The organism is Algoriphagus formosus (assembly GCF_002807035.1).
GTDB classification, from domain to species: Bacteria; Bacteroidota; Bacteroidia; order Cytophagales; family Cyclobacteriaceae; genus Algoriphagus; species Algoriphagus formosus.
In genome coordinates this window covers 738,218-759,383 of the sequence record NZ_NIUC01000001.1, presented here as the reverse complement: position 1 = coordinate 759,383, position 21,166 = coordinate 738,218, and the positions used below count along the sequence as shown (strand labels likewise).

Sequence of the window (21,166 nt, the reverse complement as noted above, 5' to 3'; positions counted from 1 at the left end):
GGCCTTTAGGAATATTGTCTTAATTTTAGGCTGCAATTTATAAAAAATTACCGGAGCTATTCGATGGAAAAAGTCAGACCCAAAAAACATCTGGGACAACACTTCCTGACGGATTTGAGCATTGCCAAGCGAATAGCTCAAGCTGTCACAGGACATGGTGGTGCCCAAAAAGTCCTCGAGATTGGCCCTGGTATGGGCGTACTCACAGATTTCTTGCTAGAAAACCCACAGGAGCTCTATTTGGCAGAAATTGACCAAGAGTCAATCCGATATCTCGAGGCAAAATACCCACATTTGGTTGATCATATATTGGAGGGGGACTTCCTGAAAATGGATATTTCAAAAGTTTTCCAAGAGCCTTTTGCCATTGCGGGTAATTTTCCTTACAATATTTCAAGCCAAATCTTTTTCCGAATCCTTGAGTTGCGCCATCAAGTAACCGAGGTGGTATGCATGCTTCAAAAAGAGGTAGCACAGCGAATCGCATCTCCAAAGGGAAATAAGGATTATGGGATTTTATCGGTTCTACTGCAGGCCTTTTACTCGATTGAATATTTGTTTTCGGTACCCCCAGGAGTCTTTAATCCTCCTCCTAAAGTGAATTCAGGTGTCATTCGCCTGATACGAAATGAGACCAAAAGTCTAGACTGTGATGAAAGTTTATTTATCAAAGTGGTGAAAGGAGGCTTTGGTAATCGCCGAAAAACCTTGAGAAATTCCCTAAAATCCTTCCAGCTTCCAGAATCACTTCAAGGCCATCCTATGTTGGACTTGCGAGCCGAGCAATTGGATGTGGCTGATTTTGTGTTTTTAACCCAGAAAATCCAAGAATCCCGTGGACATCATTAAGCAATTTGAACTCTCCAAAGAGTACCTAGAAAGCCTACAGCACGGTATCGAAAACCGAGATCTGGATTTTATTCAGGAATCACTGGATGGGGTGAATGAGGCTGATATTGCCGCTATTTTGGATGAATTATCCTTAGATGAGTCAATCTATGTCCTTCGGGCACTGGATAAGCAAATAGCAGCAGATATTCTGATCGAATTGGATGATAATACGCTCATCAGAGTATTTCGTGAACTGGAGAATCCGGAGATCGCCTCATTCATCGAATTGATGGATTCTGATGATGCGGCGGATTTACTTAATTTACTGGGTGAGCGGGAACGTGAAGAGGTCATTGCCAATTTTCAGGACAGGCTAAAGTCTGATCAGGTACTTGACCTTCTGCGATATGAAGAAGATACTGCCGGTGGTATCATGGCAAAGGAATTTATCCGAGCCAATAAAAACTGGAATGTCATTCAAACTATCAATGAAATCAGAAGGCAGGCCGAAAATGTCGAGAAGATTTTTTCGATTTATGTAGTCAATAACCGACAGCAGTTGCTTGGTCGTGTTTCGCTCAAGAAAATAATTCTTGCCGGAGAAAATACTCGGATTGAAGATATTTATGAACCAGAAGTGATTTCTGTTCCTACTTACATGGATCAGGAGGAGGTTGCTGGTATCATGCGAAAGTATGACCTTGAGTCTGTTCCTGTCGTCAATGCCAAAAACAAGTTGGTCGGACGAATTACTGTTGATGATATCTTGGACGTAGTACAAGAGGAGGCAGAGGAAGATATTCAGGCCATGGCAGGTATTTCAGGCGATATTGAAGAGTCTGATTCCATCTTTATGATTACCAAAGCTCGTCTTCCTTGGCTACTAATCGGAGTAATCGGAGGATTACTAGGTGCTAGAATTATCGGCTTTTTTGAAGATGGATTGAATAAATACATCGCATTAGCATCCTTTATTCCCCTCGTAGCAGCTACAGGGGGAAATGTAGGCATACAGGCATCCTCTCTTATTGTACAGTCCTTGGCATCTAAATCAGTTTTTGATGATACGCCCTTAAAGCGTTTTATAAAAGGCTTTCTTGTTGCAGTTCTAAATGGAGTTTTACTTGCTTTTTTCGTGTTTTTGGTAGTGGTTTTCATTTATGGATTCGAACCGATTTTCGGGATTACCGTGGGAGTGGCACTTTTCTGCGTCGTCCTTCTGGCTTCCTTTATGGGAACGGTCACACCTTTGATTTTAAATCATTTTGGGATCAACCCTGCAATTGCATCTGGACCATTCATCACTACCACAAATGATTTGCTAGGTCTAACCGTTTATTTTGGGATCGCGATGTTACTCTTGAATCTTTAGAATGAAAATACTTATTATCGATAAAATGCACTCCAGCATCATTCCTTTGCTGGAGAAGGAAGGGCATCAGGCAGATTATAGGCCCAATATTACCCGCTCAGAGATTATGGAAGACCTCACTTTGTACGAGGGTTTGGTCATTCGGTCCAAAACTCCAATGGATAGAGCTCTTTTGGAAAAAGCTCATAACCTTAAGTTTATTGCCCGTGCAGGGGCAGGCCTGGACCAAATTGATCTGGAATATTTGGCGGAAAATGAGATTCAGCTTTTTCATGCTGCTAAAGGCAATCGGGATGCTGTGGCAGAGCATGCGATAGGGGGGCTTTTAGCGCTTATGAATCATCTCATCAAAAGTGATAAGGAGGTGCGGAAAGGAATCTGGGACCGGGAAGGCAACCGTGGCTATGAACTCAAAGGAAAAACCGTAGGGATCATGGGCTATGGAAATATGGGAAGAGCATTTGCCAAAAGGCTGAAAGGATTTGGAGTGGATGTCTTAGCCTACGATAAGTACAAAAAGGATTTTGAAGATAATTTGGTCCAGGAAGTAATCTGGGAAAAACTGAAAGCAGAATCTGATATTTTGAGCTTGCATGTTCCTTTGACAGAGGTAACCCGGAATTTTTTCACTTTTGATGAATTAGAAAGCTTTGCCAAACCTTTTTGGTTGATCAATACGGCTAGGGGAGAGGTGATAAGTTTTGAAACATTGAACAAAGCGCTGGATGCAGGGATATTGAGAGGTGCGGTGCTAGATGTGCTCGAGAATGAAAAGTTCAACCGCTTTAGTTCAGAACAGAAAGCTGAATTTGAAAAGCTAGCAAATCGCGAAAATGTGATTTTTACACCTCATGTGGCTGGATGGACATTTGAGTCTTATGAAAAGATCAATGAGGTACTGGTCAAGCAAATCAAAAAAGCATTTGGATGATCGATGAAAATAATTTGAACCTTAAAACCTAAAATTTGTATCTATAGGGGGATTTCTTACTTTTGTAAAGAAATAAAGCCAAGCTTAAAAAAGTAACGGTCTCTCCTGCGCGACCGTTACTTTCTTTTTTAGCAGGTACTAACAATCGCTAACTATGTCGAAAGTACAATATTATACCGAAGAAGGTCTGAAGAAACTGAAGGATGAACTTCAGGAGTTGAAGACAAAAGGAAGAGCAGATATCGCTAAGCAGATTGCTGAGGCAAGAGACAAAGGTGACTTGTCAGAGAATGCCGAATATGATGCGGCAAAGGATGCACAGGGCTTGTTGGAATTGAAGATTGCAAAGCTTGAAGCAGTAGTAGGAAATGCCCGTGTACTGGACAATTCCAAAATGGATCAATCCAAGGTGGGGATATTGAGTACCGTCAAGATCAAGAACGTAAAAAACGGAATGACGGTGACTTACACCTTGGTGTCTGAGGAGGAAGCTGATTTGAAAGCAGGAAAGATTTCCCTTGCCTCACCATTTGGAAAAGGCTTGGTAGGAAAATCAAAAGGCGAGATTGCAGAAATCAATGCCCCTGCTGGAAAGTTGCAGTTTGAAATCCTGGATATCTCGTACTAAGAATTATTCAACATTTATCTTTTCGATCAATCCCGGGAAATCCTCGGGATTTTTTTATTTTTGATGCTATGGCAAGCATTTTTACAAAAATCATCAACCGGGAAATCCCTGGACATATCATCGCTGAAGACGAAAATAACATCGCTTTTTTGGATATTATGCCCTTGGTGAAAGGACATGTATTGGTGGTCCCAAAAAAGGAGGTCGATTATATCTTCGATATGGCTTCTGAAGACCTGACAGCGCTTCATCTTTTCGCCCAAAAAGTGGCAAAAGCAATGGATAAAACCATCAAATGCACACGAATTGGTGTTGCTGTGATAGGTTTGGAAGTCCCTCATGTTCATATCCATCTAGTTCCTCTCAAGACCATGGATGATATTAATTTCACTCGCCCGAAATTGAAGTTAAGTCAGGAAGAACTAGGGGAAATAGCCGATACGATTCGAGGAGGTTTTGATTCCTAGAAAACCCAGCTGTTTCTTATTTCTGATCAAGACCTGGAGAGGTTTTTTAAAATTTTTATAAAAGTCAGAAAAGAATCGCTTATTTTTCAATTATGAATTCTCATCAATATGACGCGATTGTTGTCGGTTCTGGCATCTCCGGAGGCTGGGCTGCGAAGGAACTTTGTGAAAAAGGTTTAAAGACGCTGGTTCTTGAAAGAGGTAGGCAGGTCGAACATCTAAAAGATTATCCTACCATGACGGCGGCTCCTTGGGAAATGCCTCATCGCAACCAAATCCCTTTGGAAGATAAGAAAGCGAACCCCGTCGTCAATCGCTGCTATGCATACAAAGAAGATACAGCTCATTTTTTTGTCAAAGATCAAGATCATCCCTACGTACAGGAAAAGCCTTTCGACTGGGTAAGAGGCTATCAAGTGGGAGGAAAGTCCCTGATTTGGGCAAGGCAGACACAGCGGTGGAGTAAATATGATTTTGAAGGGCCTGGTCGAGATGGCTTTGCAGTTGATTGGCCAATTCGCTATGAGGATATTGCTCCATGGTATAGTTATGTTGAGCGCTTTGTTGGGATTTCGGGAAGCTATGAAGGTTTGGATACCTTGCCTGATGGAGACTTTTTGCCAGCATGGGAAATGAATTGCGTTGAGAAGGAGATTCAAGAGCGAATTTTGAAAGCTTACGGAGACCGTAAATTTATTATTGGACGCTGTGCGCACCTGACTCAACCTAAGGATGTGCACCTGCAGCAGGGTAGGGGTCAGTGCATGGCCAGAAATCAATGCTATCGAGGATGCCCTTTCGGAGGTTATTTCAGCTCTAATTCTTCCACCTTACCAGCCGCTGCAAAAACAGGAAATTTGACTCTGCGGCCCGACTCGGTGGTACATTCGCTCATTTGGGATGAAAAAAAGGATAAAGTCACAGGGGTAAGAGTCATTGATCGTGTCACTAAGGAAGCAACTGAGTATTTTGCCAAAGTCATTTTTTTAAACGCTTCTGCACTTAATACCAACCTTATTTTACTTAACAGTACCTCGAGTCGATTTCCAAATGGCTTGGGAAATGATTCGGGAATATTGGGAAAGTATATCGCTTTTCATAATTACCGTGGTTCCCTCAGTGCTGGTTTCGAAGGTTTTGAGGATAAATATTATTTCGGACGTAGGCCCACAGCTGTGATGCTTCCCAACTTTCGAAATGTGCATAAGCAAGAAATGGATTTCCAGCGAGGGTATATGAGTTTTTACTCCGCAGGAAGAGGTGGCTGGGGAGGTGCCAGAGATATGAATTTTGGAGCTGATTTTAAGGAAGCAAGTGCCAAGCCAGGACCATGGCATGTCTTTATGATGATGCAGGGCGAGACTATTCCAAAGGAAAGCAATTTTGTATCACTCAGCCAAGATCAAAAAGATGAATGGGGTATTCCTCTGCTGCAAGTGTCTGTGGATTACGATGAAAATGACGAATTGCTTTTAAAAGACTTTTTGGAGCAAGGCGAAGAGATGCTCAGTAAGGCAGGATGCTTCAATATCCGTAAATCTGATAGCAAGCAATCCCCAGGTTTGGACATTCATGAAATGGGCGGAGTTCGAATGGGTCGAGATCCTGAAACTTCACTTTTGAATGGATTCAATCAAATGCACTTGGCACCTAATGTTTTTGTGACCGATGGAGCTTGTATGACTTCCACTGGCACTCAGAACCCATCCATCACCTACATGGCTTTGACAGCGCGTGCGGTGGACTATGCAGTAGCTGCTTTGAAGAAAAATGAGATAGGCTGAATTAAGAATAAAGGTGTTTTGGGTTGTATTCAGCTTTGGCTGAAAAAAATGATTTGATTTATCATTTTATTTTTTCATTTTGAAACAATAAGATAAAAAGTCAAAAAATTATCCGATAACCCAATCATGCAAAAACCTCTCTTCCTCATCCTATTCGTCCTTTTTTCTTTCACGGCCTTTTTTGCCAAAGCCCAAAAAAACACCGAGACTAAGAATTATTCAATCATTATTGATGGCTTTGATTGGGGTCCGGCTGTCAGTAAAGTGATTTTGCCATTGGATGAAAGTCCAGAAAACTATAAGGCTAATGATTTTGAGATTTTTGTAACTCGAAGTTCGACGGATGGTCAAATCCCACCTACTCAGAGTTATGGAAAGCGAAATATTATCCTGTCTTATCCTTCTGATGCCAAAGGAAATCGACTAGAAGAAGGTAATCATCTTACCCTAGTACTATCTGTCGCTCCAAATATGCCTCTAGGGTCACCCATTCAATATATGAGAGTGGGAAATAGGGGTGGAAATTTTTGGATTGATTATCAGCTTCAAATCATTCATCAGCCAAGTGGGACTATTTGGAATAATGAGTCGGAAAGGATAAGACCAATTGTAGATGAATTTGACCTCGAAGGTCAGTTTACACATCAATCGACTACTCTTTCTTATGCCTCCTGGATACCAGAGCAAGTGGAGGGAAAGATTCCACTGATTATCTGGCTGCACGGAGGTGGGGAAGGAGGAACTGATCCCACCATTGCACTCATGGGAAATAAGGCTTTTAACTATGCATCTCCTGAGATCCAAGCGCTTTTTGGTGGGGCGGCCGTATTGGTTCCGCAGGCTCCCACTTTTTGGATGCAGGCTTCAGAAGGGATGACCCGAGGTCAGACGAACGATATTTACAATGAAGCACTTTTTGCTTTGATTGATGATTTTGTAAAAAATAATCCTTCTATCGACGCCTCTCGAATCTACGTAGGTGGATGTTCAAATGGAGGGTACATGTCTTTAAAGCTGATTTTGGAGCATCCGGATTACTTTGCTGCAGGATATATCAGTGCCTTAGCTTACCACAATGAGTTTGTTAGCGATCAGCAAATCAAAGAAATTAAGAATGTTCCCATCTGGTTTGTTCATTCGAAAGATGATCAGACGACCAAGCCAGACGAAACTGTCGTACCGCTCTACAAAAGGCTAAAAGATGCCGGAGCAAAAAATGTAGTTTTCTCTTACTATGACAATGTAACCGATATTACCGGCTTCTTTGGCGGAGAGGATTTTCGCTATAATGGCCATTGGTCTTGGATCTATTCTCATGCAAATACTGCAAGAACAGACTTTGATGGCTCTCAAGTAATGATGGACGGAAAGCCAGTCACAATCATGGAATGGCTCGCCGGCCAAAAAAACTAAAATGCACTAAGCTTTAGCTAGCATTAATTTGAAATGACAGGCTAGACTACATCGGTTTTTCTTGGATCAGGACCATATTGATTTGGTCCTTTTTCACCTTTTTCCCAAGCTAGCCACACAAACCCGAAAAAGTTGACGGGTGGTGGAATTAATAGGTATAGGGAATATTTCCAGTCTAGCCCGATATCATGCAATCTTCGAATAGCTTGAACTAAGAGTAAAACGATCGATCCTATGAGAAGAGTCCCAAAAGCATAAAAGGAAATCCAAGCCTCCAATTGATAAGCCTCGAAAGCTTTGGCTAAACAGATTAAATTCACAAAATAAAAAAAGATGAAAAGGCTTAAATATTTTCTTCTTGATATTCTACCTTCGGTGTTTAAGATGGATTTCATAACTATTAAACACGGTAATAGGCAAAATGTTTAAAATGAAGCCTGATTGCTAATTTTTGGAAGGAAATGGATTATATATTTTCCGCCGAACAGGCGAAAAAAGCTGAGAATCTTGGGGCACTTCTGCCGGAATGGCTTGAAGAAATTTATGCTCAGAAGTGGTTTAAACTCTTTGTTCCCCAAGATCTTGATGGCTTGGAATTGGGTCTAGCAGAAGCTTTAAAAATAGAAGAGCGACTAGCCAAGATGGACGGAAGCTTGGGTTGGACTGTGACTCTTTGTGCAGGAGCAGGTTGGTTTGTCGGGTTCATGGAAGAGCAGCTGAGAAATGAGGTATTCGAGAATCCCAAAGTCTGTTTGGCTGGTAGTGGGTTTGTAGGAGGAAAAGCTGAATTAGTGCCGAATGGGTATGAAATTACTGGGGAATGGACTTATGCATCCGGAGCTACTCATGCCACGCATTTCACAGCCAATTGTGAGATTTATGAAAAGGGAAAACCAATCGTATCAGTAAATGGAGCTCCTATCGTAAAAGCCTTTCTACTCAAAAGAGCGGAGGTGGAGATATTGGACAGTTGGAAATATATGGGAATGGTTGCTACAGGGAGCCATGCCTTTTCAGCAAAAGGATTGAAAGTTCCAAGAGCTAGATGCTTTGAAATTGTGCCTGATCAGGTTAAGCTTGAAAACCCAATCTACCGGTTTCCTTTTTTACAATTTGCAGAGGCTACACTTTCAGCCAACATCCTTGGAATCACACAGCATCTTCAATCTTTGATAAATGAGTCTTTTTGGTATAGGCATGAACTAAAACCATTCAATCAAAAGAAAATTGAATTCTTTGAAGAAAAGGCTAAAAAAACCGCGGAGCAATTGAATTTATTTCGATCGGAATTCTACTCTAGCGTGGATCAAGCTGAATCTGAACTCAGCAAATCAGGATTTATAAGTGAGTCTAGCTTGGAGTCTTTAAGTCGGGTCTGTCGGACTATGACTCAATTCTGCCGGGAAAGTAATGCATTACTTTATCCTTTTGCAGGTTTACATGCAGCTGATCCAAATTCGGAGTTGAATCGGGTCTGGAGAGATTTTTATACCGTCAGTCAGCACTCTTTGCTGACATTTCCATTTTAGCCAAAAAAAATCCCCAACCTGTTGAGATTGGGGATTCGATTATTTTAATCGTCGCTTTCTTGAGTGTTTTCTTCTTCACCTTCTTCAGATGGAGCCACATTCTGTCTGACTCTTTCTGTAGGTCGGTAAGGAACAAAACCCTCACGCTTGAATTTGTAAGTCGTGGTACGAGTCCCTGAAGGATGATTGGCCAAATCTAGCATACCAAATCCTTTGTGAGTAAATGCTCCAAGTCCGCACTTGAAAACAAAATCCTGAACTTCTGGAGCAGCATACAAGGTGAATGGTAGGGTGTATCCTCTCACTTCGTATTTGACATCCATATCATACACAGAATAAATCCTCGCAAACTTTTTCTGCTGTTCTTTCAGCTTGTTTACGTAGTTCATATCTGGTACAACTTGAAACTTGTAGAAGGACTCCATTTGCTCTGGCGTATACCATCCTGATCTTTCCATTCGAGTCAATGTTGATTCGTATAGAAGATCAGAGAATTCGTCACTGTCAGGGCTGATGAATCTCTTGCCAATTTCCTCATTGAATGCAGGGGTGATCAATACAAGAGGAGAAATACACACAAACTTATTTGAAGTCTCTAGCTCTGGTTCGTTTTCGAGCTCAGTGTATTCAGGCGATAAGATGAGATTTCCCAATTCAATTTTTGGAGTAGCGAAAACTTGCTCCAGCAGGTAGTCCATAAAATCCTCACTTTGGGAGGAGAGGACCAGGGTGACCAGACTGGAATAGTAGTGCAGTCCACTTCTACTTACTTTGGTCTGACCTTTCAGTCCAGAGAAGTTGAAGTAATTGTAATTGAAGAATTCTTCTCGACCACCTTTGACAATAAGGCCTTTTAGAAATTGGGCTAAGATGTACTGGTGGTGGAAAGGCAAATAGGAGCCTTTGTTTTTTAAGGAAAATATTAATCTAACTCTCACGATGTTTTAAAAATAAATGAGACAATTATTTATAAAATACTAAACGCAATTTTGGGTGGATAAGCAAGGCAAAAGTACAATTTTTTTTGAAAAAATGTTAAACATTAAACCTAAAATGCATTATATCTCCATCTTTTACAATGTACTCCTTCCCTTCAATGGCTATTTTCCCGTTTTCACGACATCCAGCCTCGGACTTAAATTGCTGGTAATCGGCTAGTTTGATTACCTCTGCCTTGATAAATCCACGCTCAAAATCAGTGTGGATTACTCCTGCAGCTTGTGGTGCTTTCCAGCCTTTTTTGATGGTCCAGGCACGTACTTCCTGAGGGCCAGCTGTGAAATAAGTGATCAAATCCAAAAGTGAATAAGCGGCAGAGATGAGTCTATTCAGTCCGCTTTCTTCTAGACCGTATTCAGATAAGAAAAGAGACTTTTCCTCAGGATCATCGAATTCTGCAATTTGTGATTCAATCGCTGCACAGAGTACAATGACTTCAGCATTTTCTTCACTTACCTTTTCCCGAAGTGTTTCGACGTATTTGTTACCTGTGAGAATACTGGATTCATCTACATTGGCTACATAAAGAACCGGCTTGATGGTCAGTAGGTGAAGATCACGGACTGCTTCCAAATCTTCTTTTTCAACCTCGATTGCCCGGGCATTTAAGCCGCTTTCTAGTCCTTCTTTGAATTTTAGAAGTATTTCTAGGTCTTTCTTCGCTTTGGCATCACCGGATTTGGCTACCTTTTCGATCCGGGCAATTTTTTTAGCGATGGATTCCAAATCCTTTAATTGGAGCTCCGTATCAATGACTTCCTTGTCAAAAATCGGATCAACGCTACCGGCTACATGGACAATGTTTTCATCTTCGAAGCATCGAATCACATGAATGATCGCGTCAACTTCACGGATATTTGCCAGGAATTTATTACCCAATCCTTCACCTTTACTCGCACCCTTTACCAAGCCCGCGATATCGACAAACTCAATTACCGTAGGCAATACACGCTGAGGATTAACAAGCTCCTCGAGTACATTGAGTCGCTTATCAGGAACAGTTACTACACCGACGTTTGGTTCGATGGTACAGAAGGGGAAATTTGCCGCTTCGGCTTTGGCACTCGAGAGTGCGTTGAACAAAGTGGACTTACCTACATTGGGTAGTCCTACAATGCCACATTGTAATGCCATTTATTCTAGGATTTGATTTTGAATATTTGATAGGAGCGATAGCCTTGGTAGAATTCCATGATCGAAACCCTGAAAATCGTATAAACAGGGATGGCGAAAATCATCCCCAGAACCCCGGCTATTTTTGCTCCGGCAAAGATAACAACAAATATTTCAAGGGGATGCGCTTTGACGGATTTTGAGAAAATCAGCGGTTGTAAAAGTATGTTGTCCGTAATCTGAACCACGGCAAATACAGACAAGATTCTGAAAATGAGATAATTGATCTCTGTACTTCCTGCATAGTCTCCGGTAGATATTCCTACGATTATTCCAAAACTTGCACCTAAAATCGGGCCTGCATATGGGATCAAATTAGCTACTGAAGCAAAAAGGGCTATAGTCAGTGCGTATTCTACTCCTGCAAAAGTGAGCCCTAGACTTGCTATCGAAAAAATCACTATGACTTGAATAAATAGGCCTGTCAGGTAATTGGATAGTAATTTTTCGACTTTAGTAAATGTGGCTACAGAAAGTTCAAAGTATGGATTCGGTATGAGATTCAATACATTTCTTCTGAAAAGTCCATTTTCCAACAAAAGGAAAAAAGTGATAAAGGCAACTGCTAAAAGTCCAATAAATAGACTACTTGCTGTATTGATAATCGAGCTGATGAATTTTCCTATATCTATCCCTGCTATGGTTTCCAGCAGGGCTTTTTGAATCTGATCAAATAACTCGCCACGCGGAGAATCTATCAGCTGGAAATTGATCAGCCAGTCTTCCAGCCTCGAAATAGGGATCTTGGCCTGTTCGTAGAGTTCTTCATAATCAAGCGAACTCAGGATGGAGATTTGATTATTAATCAGTGGGAAAAATAGCAGTCCAATGGATACTAAAAATAAAATAATGGCGATGTAAGAAACCAAAATGGCGGTCCATCTTGGGATATGCTGTCCCATGACATGGAAGTCGTTGAGCCGGTTGGTAAGAGGTCTCAGTAAGGCTGCCAGGATAAGAGATAAAATCAGGTAGAGGGTGATATTGGAGAAATACCAACCGAAAAGCAGAAAGACTGCAATGAATAAAATCAGATATATAAAAAAACGCTGCATACAACACAAAAGGAGGCCAAAGCCTCCTCTAATATACTATTTCAAATTTTGAAACAAACTCAATCAAAACTTACTCCCATCGGAGTTCATCCCGATAGCTGTTTTCCTCTTCTTCGTTTTCATACTGAGAAAAATCCACATCTGGGAGAAGTTCATTTTTTACATGCTCTATAGATTCGTTAAGCGCTTCTGCAAACTTGAAAAAATCTTCCTTGTAAAGAAAGATTTTGTGTTTTTCGTAAGAAAAAGAATCTCCGTTTGTTTTTCGCTTACTTTCAGTGATAGTCAGGTAATAATCATTTCCTCTGGTACTTTTGATGTCGAAAAAATAAGTACGTTTACCTGCTTTTACTTTTTTCGAGAAAATATCTTCCCGATCATAACCTCTTCGATCTTCCACAATTCAATTAATTTTTTGGTGCTGGGTATTTATTTGCAACTAAGATAGGCAAAAGCCTTCCTAGTTTTCAAAGGATTGAAATAAAAATTTTTTAGAAATGGTCAAAAAAAGGTAATAAACTGCTGTTTATCAGAAACAAATGAAAAAAGGAGGCTAAACCTCCCTTTATTCTGCATGCAAAAATGCTTTCTTGGCCAAGAGCTCGTCTTCGCTCTCTCGGTGCTCAGGATCGTCTACACAACAGTCCACAGGGCAGACTGCCGCACATTGAGGTTCCTCATGAAAACCGTTGCACTCGGTACATTTTTCAGTGACGATGTAGTAGAACTCATCTGAAACAGGTTCTTGCTTTTCATTAGCATCTACTACAGTGCCATCCGGTAAAGTCACTTCCTTGAGAGAAGTTCCTCCTCCCCAAGTCCATTCTACTCCACCTTCATAAATTGCTGTATTTGGACATTCTGGCTCGCAGGCACCACAGTTGATGCACTCGTCCGTAATCATAATTGCCATATTAATCGAAATTTATTCCCAAAATTAACAAGGGAAACACAGACCCACAAAAAAAAGTTGTCATGCTAACTAATTTAAAATAATTCTATCCAGTTTACCGCAATCTGGTAAATTTGTAAGATGATTTCTCCAGAAAGACGTATCCAAGCCTTTGTCCAACTAGGGCACAAAATCCAAGATTTACTTAAAGAAGAAGAAAACGAATTGTTTTACCGAGCGCAAAATCAAAACAATTGGTTTACGCTGGAAAACTGTAAACGGGCTTTCGAAGGCTTAGCCTTTATGCTTGAGGAAAAGTCAATTCGGGCTTGGTTGGAAAAATATAACCTTCCGACAGAGGGAGCATCCAAAGATGTGGGAGTTTTGATGGCTGGTAATATTCCGGCAGTGGGTTTTCATGATTTAGCCTGCGTCTTGCTATCAGGTCAGACGATCAGTGCCAAGCTTAGTTCTGCTGACACGGTTTTGATGAAGTGGCTGATTGATCAACTCATCATTTTAGAGCCTTCCTTCGAGTCCAATATTCAAATATCTGAGATGCTAAAAGCTAAGGATGCTTACATCGCTACCGGAAGTGATAATTCATCCAGGTACTTTCATTATTATTTTGGAAAATATCCCTCTCTCATACGTCAGAACAGGACTTCTGTAGCCATTTTGACTGGTCAAGAAACTGATCAGGAGATTCTGGATTTGGGTAAAGATGTGTTTTTATATTTTGGACTGGGATGTAGAAATGTATCTAAGGTTTTTGTTCCTAATGCTGACACTCTTCAGAGGGTGCTCGGGCTCTGGGAAGTGTATGCATCTGTTGCTGACCATCACAAGTACCATAATAATTATGAATACAATAAATCCATCTATTTGGTCAATAATGAGCCTCACCTTGATAATGGATTTCTACTTCTGAAGCAGGATTCACAACTAGTATCACCTATTTCGGTGCTGTTTTATGAAGTGTATGATGGGATGGAGGAATTGGAGCGGCTTATTTCCAGTCAGTTGGATAAAATTCAATGCGTCGTAGGAAATACGGAAGTTTTTAAAGGAGCCATTCCTTTCGGGAAAGCTCAGAGTCCAGGTCCGGAAGATTACGCTGATGGCGAGGATACACTGAAGTTTTTACTCAGTTTGTAGATTGAATCAATCTGCTAGCGGTAAATACACACAGAAAGTACTTCCATTGCCTTCTTCACTTTCTATTTCAAGTTTTCCTTTATTCTTAAAAATGTATTCTCTGACAAGAACTAGTCCCAGACCGGTTCCAGTCTCATTGTTTAGACCTCTGGTAGTGAAGGATTCACCTTGTTGAATCTTTTGAATATTCTCTCTGCTGATTCCAACTCCAGAATCCTTGATACAGATTTTTGCTTGGTATTTTTCTCTAGAAGCACTTAATAAAATACGATCTCCTGCCCGAGAAAATTTTATGGCATTGGTTATTAAGTTTCGGAGCACCAAATCAATCATATTTCGATCCGCCGAGACTCTTATTGACTCTTCGATATCTATATCAATTTTGACTTTCTTGTCCTCTGCTAGGCGACTCAAAAGTTTCTTTTGCTGGTTGACCAGTGGCAATATGTCAAACTGCTGAATATCTACCTGTTCACCACGAATCTGACTCGAAGCCCAAGCCAGCAGGTTTTCCAGTAAAATGGCGACCTGCTCCATATTTTTAGACACTTCAGGCATCATATCTAGAAATTCTTCTTGACTGATGAGGCCAGTTTGTGTCATATGAACAAGTTCCTTGACTCCGAAGATGGGTCCCTTTAGATCATGAGATATGATACTAAAAAACTTATCTTTCAAATCATTCAGTTGCTGAAGATCTTCTTTCTGCTTCTGTAATTGCTGATTGGTTTTGATCTCTTCTGTGATATCATCGATCAGCAGGATATTTCCCAAGTCATCCATTTCCTTATCTCTGATAGGAATTATTTCAACTCGGATTGTTGTATCCCCAAAGCTTGGTTTGTGGACGATAGACTTTTGCTCAAAACTATTGAATAGCTCAAGGATTGCTTTTTCTTTCCAGAAAATACTCTCAAGAGTAGCTCCAATTCTAATTTTCTTAGGTTCAGCACAGAAGGCTCTAGCCGTAGGGTTAAAATCAACCACTTTATTGGAGCTATTAAATACCAGCACGCCTTTCGTCAGCGCTTCCATGATTTTGCCTTGTGCAATGGGCTTGATACTGAAAAGCCCATATCGTAGAATTGCTATCCCTAACACTAAATAAGTAAATAAAAAGGCAAAGGGGGTTAAATCCACATAGCCAAAAGGCTTGATTACCCCTGTCTGATAAAAGAGGTTGAAAACTATTGGAAAAGCACCCGCAGCGATCAGGAGTTTTGTCTGATTCTTAAATAGTGGATCAGCTTTTTCGAAGCGTCTCCAAAGAATTATCGTTCCAAGTAAGAATGCAGCGTAGGAGTAAATTACATGAATGATGTAGTAAGGCCCTTTCTCCATTCCCATGACAGGAAAAGGACCGTCGAGGACTAGAAACGTTTTTTCATAATAAAGTCCATGAAGTCCATTTGATATAACCATCAAAAGGGTGATTGCTGGAATAGTAAATGAACCAATCAGCACCGGTGGCTTTGCCCAATTTCGATATCCGGTATATTTCAAGGTGAAAATCAGCCACAAGGCGGGTGCAAAAGAGATTCCGATGTACTCAAAATTGATCCAGAGTAACATGTCCTTTAAAGTGGTGGAAGCAAGTTCCAACCCATAAAAAAATCCCCAAACTGTGATGAAAAACATGGTCATGGCTATCCATCGGGTAGTGGTATCCAATCGAAATGCGATTGAAGCCGATATACCCATTACAGCCAAGCTGCTGATTATCAAGGAAACAGAAAATGCATTAAAGCTAAAATCCATCGATTTAGGTCGTCTTGGGGAACCCTTTCCTTTTTGTTTTGAGTGATTATCAGCTAATATTACAGTAAATATTTCTAACTCCGAAACTATTTGGTATTGAAAAAAAACACAAAAGGCTTCCCTTTCCCAAGCCCCTTTGATATCGTACTTATTTTGACAGTTTTTGTGTTTGCTGGGGCTGTAATCCTGTCGCTGAAAAATGGGAATGATTTTCTTTCAAGTATTCAGCAAACCGTATTTTCCTGGAAGGATGGTTTTTTTAGTCTTTTGGAATTCACCCTTCAAATGATGATTATTTTGGTTTTTGGCTATGCCTTGGCCTTGGCTAAACCAGTTCATTCGTTTTTGAAGAAAATATCCAAAATACCCAATACTTCTCTTCAGGCTGTTTTATTCACAGCCCTAATTACCATGGGTGCTGGATTGTTAAATTGGGGCTTTGGTCTTGTGGTCGGAGCGTTGCTGGCGAGGTTTGTTTCATTGGCGATGGAAGAAAAGTCGATAGCCTGTAATTCTGCACTTTTAGCATCGGCCGGGTATCTGGGAATGGCAGTTTGGCACGGAGGTCTTTCAGGGTCAGCTACCTTAAAAGTAGCAGAGGAAGATCATTTTTTAAGAGATTCCATCGGTCAAGTGACAGTAGACCGAACCATTTTCTCTTTAGAAAATTTGCTGATTACCGGAGGTTTGGTGGTGGTTTTTCTTTTCATACTTCTATGGCTCAATTCAAAAAATCAAACGGTAGAAAAACCAAAATATAGCCATCCTCTCCGTCCTATTCCGGTGGGAGGTTTCCTGTCCAAAGGCATGATAGTAGGTCTCCTTTTTCTACTGGTTTTCATTTCCTTGATATGGTCTGAATCAGGTTCTGGATTAGGTTTTCTAAACCTTAACTTGGTGAATTTTCTACTTTTCGGTTTTACGCTTTTCGTCTATCGAGACTTGAATAGGTTCAGTGAAGCGGTGGGGGAAGGAATCAAAAGCGCCACAGATATTTTTATTCAGTTTCCTTTCTATGCTGGAATCTTGGGAATGGTGACTCAATCAGGCATGATTGATTTGTTGGCCTCTCTTTTTGTAGATAATGCAAATTCAGATCTCTTGGGCGTCTTTACCTTGTTTTCAGCCGCCTTTGTCAACCTTTTGATCCCATCGGGCGGTGGGCAGTGGGCTGTTCAAGGCCCGATCATCATGCAGGCATCTCAGGCCTTGGGGATTGATCCTGCGAAGAGTATTCTAGCCTTTGCCTACGGAGATCAAATCAGTAATTTACTTCAACCATTTTGGGCATTGCCACTATTGGCAATTACAGGAATCAAAGCATCTCAATTGATTCGATATACGGCTTGGCTTTTTCTGGGAGGGTTCATTTACCTGATGTTTTGCCTTTTCTTCTTTTTCTCCTAAAAAACCAATGAGCTGCACTCTTTGGATTGGTTTCAAATAAGGATAGACAGCTTCTTTCGCTATTTGGTTGGTTTCCGATTTTTGACCTAAATTCCTATATTTGCTCTAATAATTTAGAACCTTTTATCCACCTAAAATCCAATTAAATGGCTTTTGATATTGAAATGATCAAAGAGGTATATGCCCGGTATCCGGAGCGTATTGCTGCAGCTCGTAAGGCTGTAGGGAAACCCTTGACTTTGACTGAAAAAATCTTGTATTCTCACCTTTCTGACGGGCCAGCCACGGCAGCTTACGAGCGGGGAAAATCGTATGTGGATTTTCAGCCCGATCGAGTAGCTATGCAGGATGCCACTGCACAGATGGCCCTTTTGCAGTTTATGCAAGCTGGTAAAGACCAGGTAGCTGTACCTTCTACAGTTCACTGTGACCACCTGATTCAGGCGGAAGTAGGTGCAGCGAAAGATCTCCAGAAAGCAAACGATAAAAACAAAGAGGTTTATGATTTTTTGGCCTCTGTATCCAATAAATATGGAATTGGATTTTGGAAGCCAGGAGCCGGTATTATTCACCAGGTGGTTTTAGAAAATTATGCCTTCCCGGGAGGTATGATGATTGGAACAGATTCTCACACACCTAATGCTGGTGGTCTAGGTATGGTCGCGATCGGTGTAGGTGGTGCAGACGCTTGTGACGTGATGGCTGGTTTGCCTTGGGAACTGAAATTTCCAAAATTGATCGGTGTGAAGCTGACCGGAAAAATGTCAGGTTGGACTTCAGCAAAAGACGTAATCCTTAAAGTTGCTGGGATTCTTACCGTAAAAGGAGGAACTGGAGCGATTGTAGAATATTTTGGTGAAGGAGCCCGCTCTCTTTCTGCGACGGGTAAAGGAACCATCTGTAATATGGGTGCTGAAATCGGTGCCACCACTTCCATTTTCGGATATGATGAAAAATCTGCTGCCTACCTTTCCGGTACAGGCAGATCTGATATCGCTGAATTGGCCAATGGTATCGCTGAGCACTTGACAGGAGACGATGAGGTATATGTAAACCCTGAGCAATACTTTGATCAATTGATTGAAATCAACCTTTCAGAGCTTGAGCCACATGTCAATGGACCATTCACGCCAGATTTGGCTTGGCCACTTTCTAAGTTTGCTGCTGCCGTTAAGGAAAACAACTGGCCGGCTAAACTAGAGGTTGGTTTGATCGGGTCTTGTACCAACTCTTCCTACGAGGATATTTCCAGGGCAGCGTCTTTGGCACAGCAAGCTGTGGACAAGAAATTGGTCGCTAAATCCGAATTTACCATTACGCCTGGTTCAGAGCAGGTGAGATATACGGTAGAGCGAGATGGATTTTTGGGCACCTTCGGTAAAATGGGAGGAGTAGTCCTTGCAAATGCCTGTGGACCTTGTATCGGTCAGTGGGCACGTCATGGAGCTGAAAAGCAAGAAAAGAACTCCATTATTACTTCCTTCAATAGAAACTTTGCGAAGCGTGCAGATGGTAATCCGAATACTCATGCTTTCGTGGCATCTCCAGAAGTGGTGACGGCTTTGGCCATTGCAGGGGATTTGACTTTCAACCCAATGACTGATTCATTAATCAATGAAGAGGGGAAAGAAGTAAGACTAGATGAGCCAAGAGGTTTGGAAATGCCTACCAAAGGATTTGCAGTAGAAGATGCTGGATATCAGGCTCCTGCTGAGGATGGTTCTCAAGTTGATGTAATTGTCGATCCAAAATCAGACAGACTTCAACTATTGGAGTCATTCCCTGCATGGGAAGGAACTGACCTGAAAGGCCTCAAATTGCTTATTAAGGCAAAAGGTAAGTGTACTACAGATCATATTTCCATGGCTGGTCCTTGGCTGCGATTCCGAGGTCACCTGGATAATATTTCCAATAATATGTTGATCGGAGCTGTAAATGCTTACAACGACGAAACCAACAAGGTTAAGAATCAAATCACAGGTGAATATGGAGAGGTACCTGCTACACAACGGCATTACAAGGAAGAGGGTGTCGGAACTGTAGTAGTTGGTGATGAAAACTATGGAGAGGGTTCTTCAAGAGAGCATGCGGCTATGGAGCCTAGATTCTTGGGAGTTAGAGCCATTTTGGTCAAATCATTTGCCAGAATCCATGAAACCAATCTTAAGAAGCAAGGAATGCTTGCCTTGACTTTTGATGATCCAGCTGATTATGACAAAGTTCAGGAAGATGATACCATTGATATCTTAGGCTTGACTGAGTTCGCACCAAACAAACCACTTACGGTTGTTCTAACTCATGCCGATGGAACTAAGGATGAGTTCCTTGTAAATCATACCTACAATGAAGGTCAGATTGAATGGTTTAAGGCAGGTTCTGCTTTAAATTTGATCAAGGCAGGAATACTTTAAGCTTAAAAACCTTATAAAAAATTAACCGTTGCCAATCTTTGGTAACGGTTTTTTTATTTTAGAGAAAATGATAAATCCAATCTTAAGAATAGTACTCCTTGGCGTTTTAATCCTTGCGCTCCCTCGAGTTTCATTTGCTCAAAAGAAAATCGAACAAGAGAAAGGCGTCAAAAAAAAGGATGTCCCTTCGGCGGCTGTTGACTGGCTGAACGATGCCTTTGAAGGGAAGAAGAAAGTAAAATGGTATGAGGAGTTTTCAAATGAAGGCAGAGCTTATGAGGGAAAGTTTTGGTGGGATAAAAGATTCCATAGCGTAAAATTTGATACCCTTGGAGCAATTGTAGATGTAGAGATTGAAATTCCCTTTGAGGAGCTAGATGAGTCTATTCGGGCTAGTATTACAGACTATTTACAGTCTGAGTTTGAAGATTATAAAATAAATCGCCTACAAATTCAATATTCGGGTGAAAGCGATGATTTGGAAGATTTTTTTGATGAAGACGAAAATGAAGGAATAGTTATCAGGTATGAACTTGAATACACCGGAAAGCTAAAAGGGGAGATTAGTAAGTTTTGGGAAGGGCTTTTTGATCACACCGGCGCATTTATCTCTCAGCAAGAAGTAGAAGTTAGGATAATGGATAATTTGATTTTTTGATGCGAAAATTAGTATTGATTTCATTGATGCTGGGTTTTGTAAATCTATCAAAGGCCCAAGAACATGTGTTTTTTACTGGATTTTTCCCTGAGTTTGCTGCTACGAAAAGCCTTAAAAATGGACAAAAGCTAAACTTCAAAGTAGAAAATCAGGAGATAATTTTCAGAAATCTGGATGAGGAGTCTGAGCGCTGGCAGTTTAGACACTATCGGACAGACTTGATGTCTTTTTATAGTTGGTCACTCAGTCCAGTCAGCAGTGTTGCTGGTGGTATTTTTTATAGATTCCAAGATGGAGCAAATGCTTTTCGTGTGGTTCAGCAATTTGCCTTTCTAGACAGAAACAGAACCTTTCGTATTGCTCATCGATTCCGAACTGACCAAACTTTTACGGATGGAGAAGCTACAGAATTTAGACTTCGCTACCGCTTGGCTGTTGATATTCCACTTCAGGGAGAAGATTTGGACCCAGGTGAATACTACTTGGTCTTGTCAAACGAACCGATTTTTTCACTCCAAGGAGGAGATTTTGACATAGAAAACCGCTTAGTTACCACAATAGGAAAGCTGATCTCCAAACAGCAAAAACTGGAATATAGCATTGATTACCGGACAGACGGATTCTTTCGGGATGGCTTTCGAACTCGCTTATGGGCAAAAATCGGATATTTTGTAAATTTTTAGAAAAATATTTGATTTGA

General features: G+C 41.0%; 20 protein-coding genes. 13 read left to right on the top strand and 7 right to left on the bottom strand.

Annotated elements, in window-relative coordinates:
* Window positions 1-63: 63 nt before the first annotated feature.
* The 7 genes from rsmA to CDH51_RS03365 all read left to right on the top strand — a co-directional run bounded on the left by rsmA (window position 64) and on the right by CDH51_RS03365 (window position 7,426).
* Window positions 64-849, top strand: coding sequence for a 16S rRNA (adenine(1518)-N(6)/adenine(1519)-N(6))-dimethyltransferase RsmA (gene rsmA / locus CDH51_RS03395; protein ID WP_100627250.1), 786 nt, complete (start codon window positions 64-66; stop codon window positions 847-849).
* Window positions 836-2,203, top strand: a complete 1,368-nt coding sequence (gene mgtE / locus CDH51_RS03390) for a magnesium transporter (protein WP_026945938.1) — start codon at window positions 836-838, stop codon at window positions 2,201-2,203. Before rsmA ends, mgtE begins: the two co-directional genes overlap by 14 nt.
* A gap of 1 nt (window position 2,204) precedes the next feature.
* On the top strand, window positions 2,205-3,134 hold the full coding sequence (locus tag CDH51_RS03385) for a 2-hydroxyacid dehydrogenase (RefSeq protein ID WP_100627249.1): 930 nt from the start codon (window positions 2,205-2,207) through the stop codon (window positions 3,132-3,134).
* 154 nt (window positions 3,135-3,288) lie between these two features.
* Window positions 3,289-3,762: a transcription elongation factor GreA gene (gene greA, locus CDH51_RS03380; protein ID WP_024282126.1), complete on the top strand. Its 474-nt coding sequence runs from the start codon at window positions 3,289-3,291 to the stop codon at window positions 3,760-3,762.
* A 68-nt stretch (window positions 3,763-3,830) separates the two neighbouring features.
* Window positions 3,831-4,229 carry an HIT family protein gene (locus CDH51_RS03375; protein ID WP_100627248.1) on the top strand — a complete coding sequence of 133 codons (399 nt, stop codon included), beginning with the start codon at window positions 3,831-3,833 and terminating at the stop codon, window positions 4,227-4,229.
* 92 nt (window positions 4,230-4,321) lie between these two features.
* The gene (locus CDH51_RS03370; RefSeq protein ID WP_100627247.1) at window positions 4,322-6,013 is read left to right on the top strand and encodes a GMC oxidoreductase; all 1,692 of its coding nucleotides are present in this window, start codon (window positions 4,322-4,324) and stop codon (window positions 6,011-6,013) included.
* Between the two features lie 126 nt (window positions 6,014-6,139).
* Window positions 6,140-7,426, top strand: a complete 1,287-nt coding sequence (locus CDH51_RS03365) for a prolyl oligopeptidase family serine peptidase (protein WP_100627246.1) — start codon at window positions 6,140-6,142, stop codon at window positions 7,424-7,426.
* Window positions 7,427-7,467: 41 nt separating this feature from the next.
* Here CDH51_RS03365 and CDH51_RS03360 read toward each other — a convergent pair whose 3' ends face one another.
* A complete protein-coding gene (locus CDH51_RS03360) occupies window positions 7,468-7,821 on the bottom strand; it encodes a DUF805 domain-containing protein (protein WP_100627245.1) in 354 nt (117 codons plus the stop codon).
* Window positions 7,822-7,887: 66 nt separating this feature from the next.
* On the opposite strand from CDH51_RS03360, the gene CDH51_RS03355 reads away from it, so the two are divergent.
* A complete protein-coding gene (locus CDH51_RS03355) occupies window positions 7,888-8,955 on the top strand; it encodes an acyl-CoA dehydrogenase family protein (RefSeq protein WP_100627244.1) in 1,068 nt (355 codons plus the stop codon).
* A gap of 44 nt (window positions 8,956-8,999) precedes the next feature.
* Here CDH51_RS03355 and cas6 read toward each other — a convergent pair whose 3' ends face one another.
* The 5 genes from cas6 to CDH51_RS03330 all read right to left on the bottom strand — a co-directional run bounded on the left by cas6 (window position 9,000) and on the right by CDH51_RS03330 (window position 13,095).
* Entirely contained in the window at window positions 9,000-9,893 is an 894-nt protein-coding gene (gene cas6 / locus CDH51_RS03350; RefSeq protein ID WP_100627243.1) for a CRISPR-associated endoribonuclease Cas6, read from the bottom strand.
* A 97-nt stretch (window positions 9,894-9,990) separates the two neighbouring features.
* Window positions 9,991-11,088 (bottom strand): redox-regulated ATPase YchF, encoded by a 1,098-nt coding sequence (gene ychF, locus CDH51_RS03345; RefSeq protein WP_100627242.1) that lies wholly within the window; start codon window positions 11,086-11,088, stop codon window positions 9,991-9,993.
* Window positions 11,089-11,093: 5 nt separating this feature from the next.
* Window positions 11,094-12,182 (bottom strand): AI-2E family transporter, encoded by a 1,089-nt coding sequence (locus CDH51_RS03340; RefSeq protein ID WP_100627241.1) that lies wholly within the window; start codon window positions 12,180-12,182, stop codon window positions 11,094-11,096.
* Between the two features lie 70 nt (window positions 12,183-12,252).
* Window positions 12,253-12,582 (bottom strand): DUF3276 family protein, encoded by a 330-nt coding sequence (locus CDH51_RS03335; RefSeq protein ID WP_100627240.1) that lies wholly within the window; start codon window positions 12,580-12,582, stop codon window positions 12,253-12,255.
* Window positions 12,583-12,747: 165 nt separating this feature from the next.
* The gene (locus CDH51_RS03330; RefSeq protein ID WP_100627239.1) at window positions 12,748-13,095 is read right to left on the bottom strand and encodes a 4Fe-4S dicluster domain-containing protein; all 348 of its coding nucleotides are present in this window, start codon (window positions 13,093-13,095) and stop codon (window positions 12,748-12,750) included.
* 120 nt (window positions 13,096-13,215) lie between these two features.
* Between CDH51_RS03330 and CDH51_RS03325 the strand changes: the two genes are divergently transcribed.
* Complete coding sequence (locus CDH51_RS03325) at window positions 13,216-14,232, top strand: acyl-CoA reductase (protein WP_317045922.1); 1,017 nt, start codon at window positions 13,216-13,218, stop codon at window positions 14,230-14,232.
* A gap of 6 nt (window positions 14,233-14,238) precedes the next feature.
* Here CDH51_RS03325 and CDH51_RS03320 read toward each other — a convergent pair whose 3' ends face one another.
* Complete coding sequence (locus CDH51_RS03320) at window positions 14,239-15,990, bottom strand: sensor histidine kinase (protein ID WP_100627238.1); 1,752 nt, start codon at window positions 15,988-15,990, stop codon at window positions 14,239-14,241.
* Window positions 15,991-16,086: 96 nt separating this feature from the next.
* On the opposite strand from CDH51_RS03320, the gene CDH51_RS03315 reads away from it, so the two are divergent.
* From CDH51_RS03315 to CDH51_RS03300, 4 genes are all read left to right on the top strand, one after another.
* Complete coding sequence (locus CDH51_RS03315; RefSeq protein WP_157807032.1) at window positions 16,087-17,397, top strand: TIGR00366 family protein; 1,311 nt, start codon at window positions 16,087-16,089, stop codon at window positions 17,395-17,397.
* 146 nt (window positions 17,398-17,543) lie between these two features.
* Window positions 17,544-19,808, top strand: a complete 2,265-nt coding sequence (locus tag CDH51_RS03310) for an aconitate hydratase (RefSeq protein ID WP_100627236.1) — start codon at window positions 17,544-17,546, stop codon at window positions 19,806-19,808.
* 67 nt (window positions 19,809-19,875) lie between these two features.
* Window positions 19,876-20,466 (top strand): hypothetical protein, encoded by a 591-nt coding sequence (locus CDH51_RS03305; protein WP_100627235.1) that lies wholly within the window; start codon window positions 19,876-19,878, stop codon window positions 20,464-20,466.
* The gene (locus CDH51_RS03300; RefSeq protein ID WP_100627234.1) at window positions 20,466-21,149 is read left to right on the top strand and encodes a DUF2490 domain-containing protein; all 684 of its coding nucleotides are present in this window, start codon (window positions 20,466-20,468) and stop codon (window positions 21,147-21,149) included. The genes CDH51_RS03305 and CDH51_RS03300 overlap by 1 nt, the downstream gene beginning before the upstream one ends.
* Window positions 21,150-21,166 lie beyond the last annotated feature (17 nt).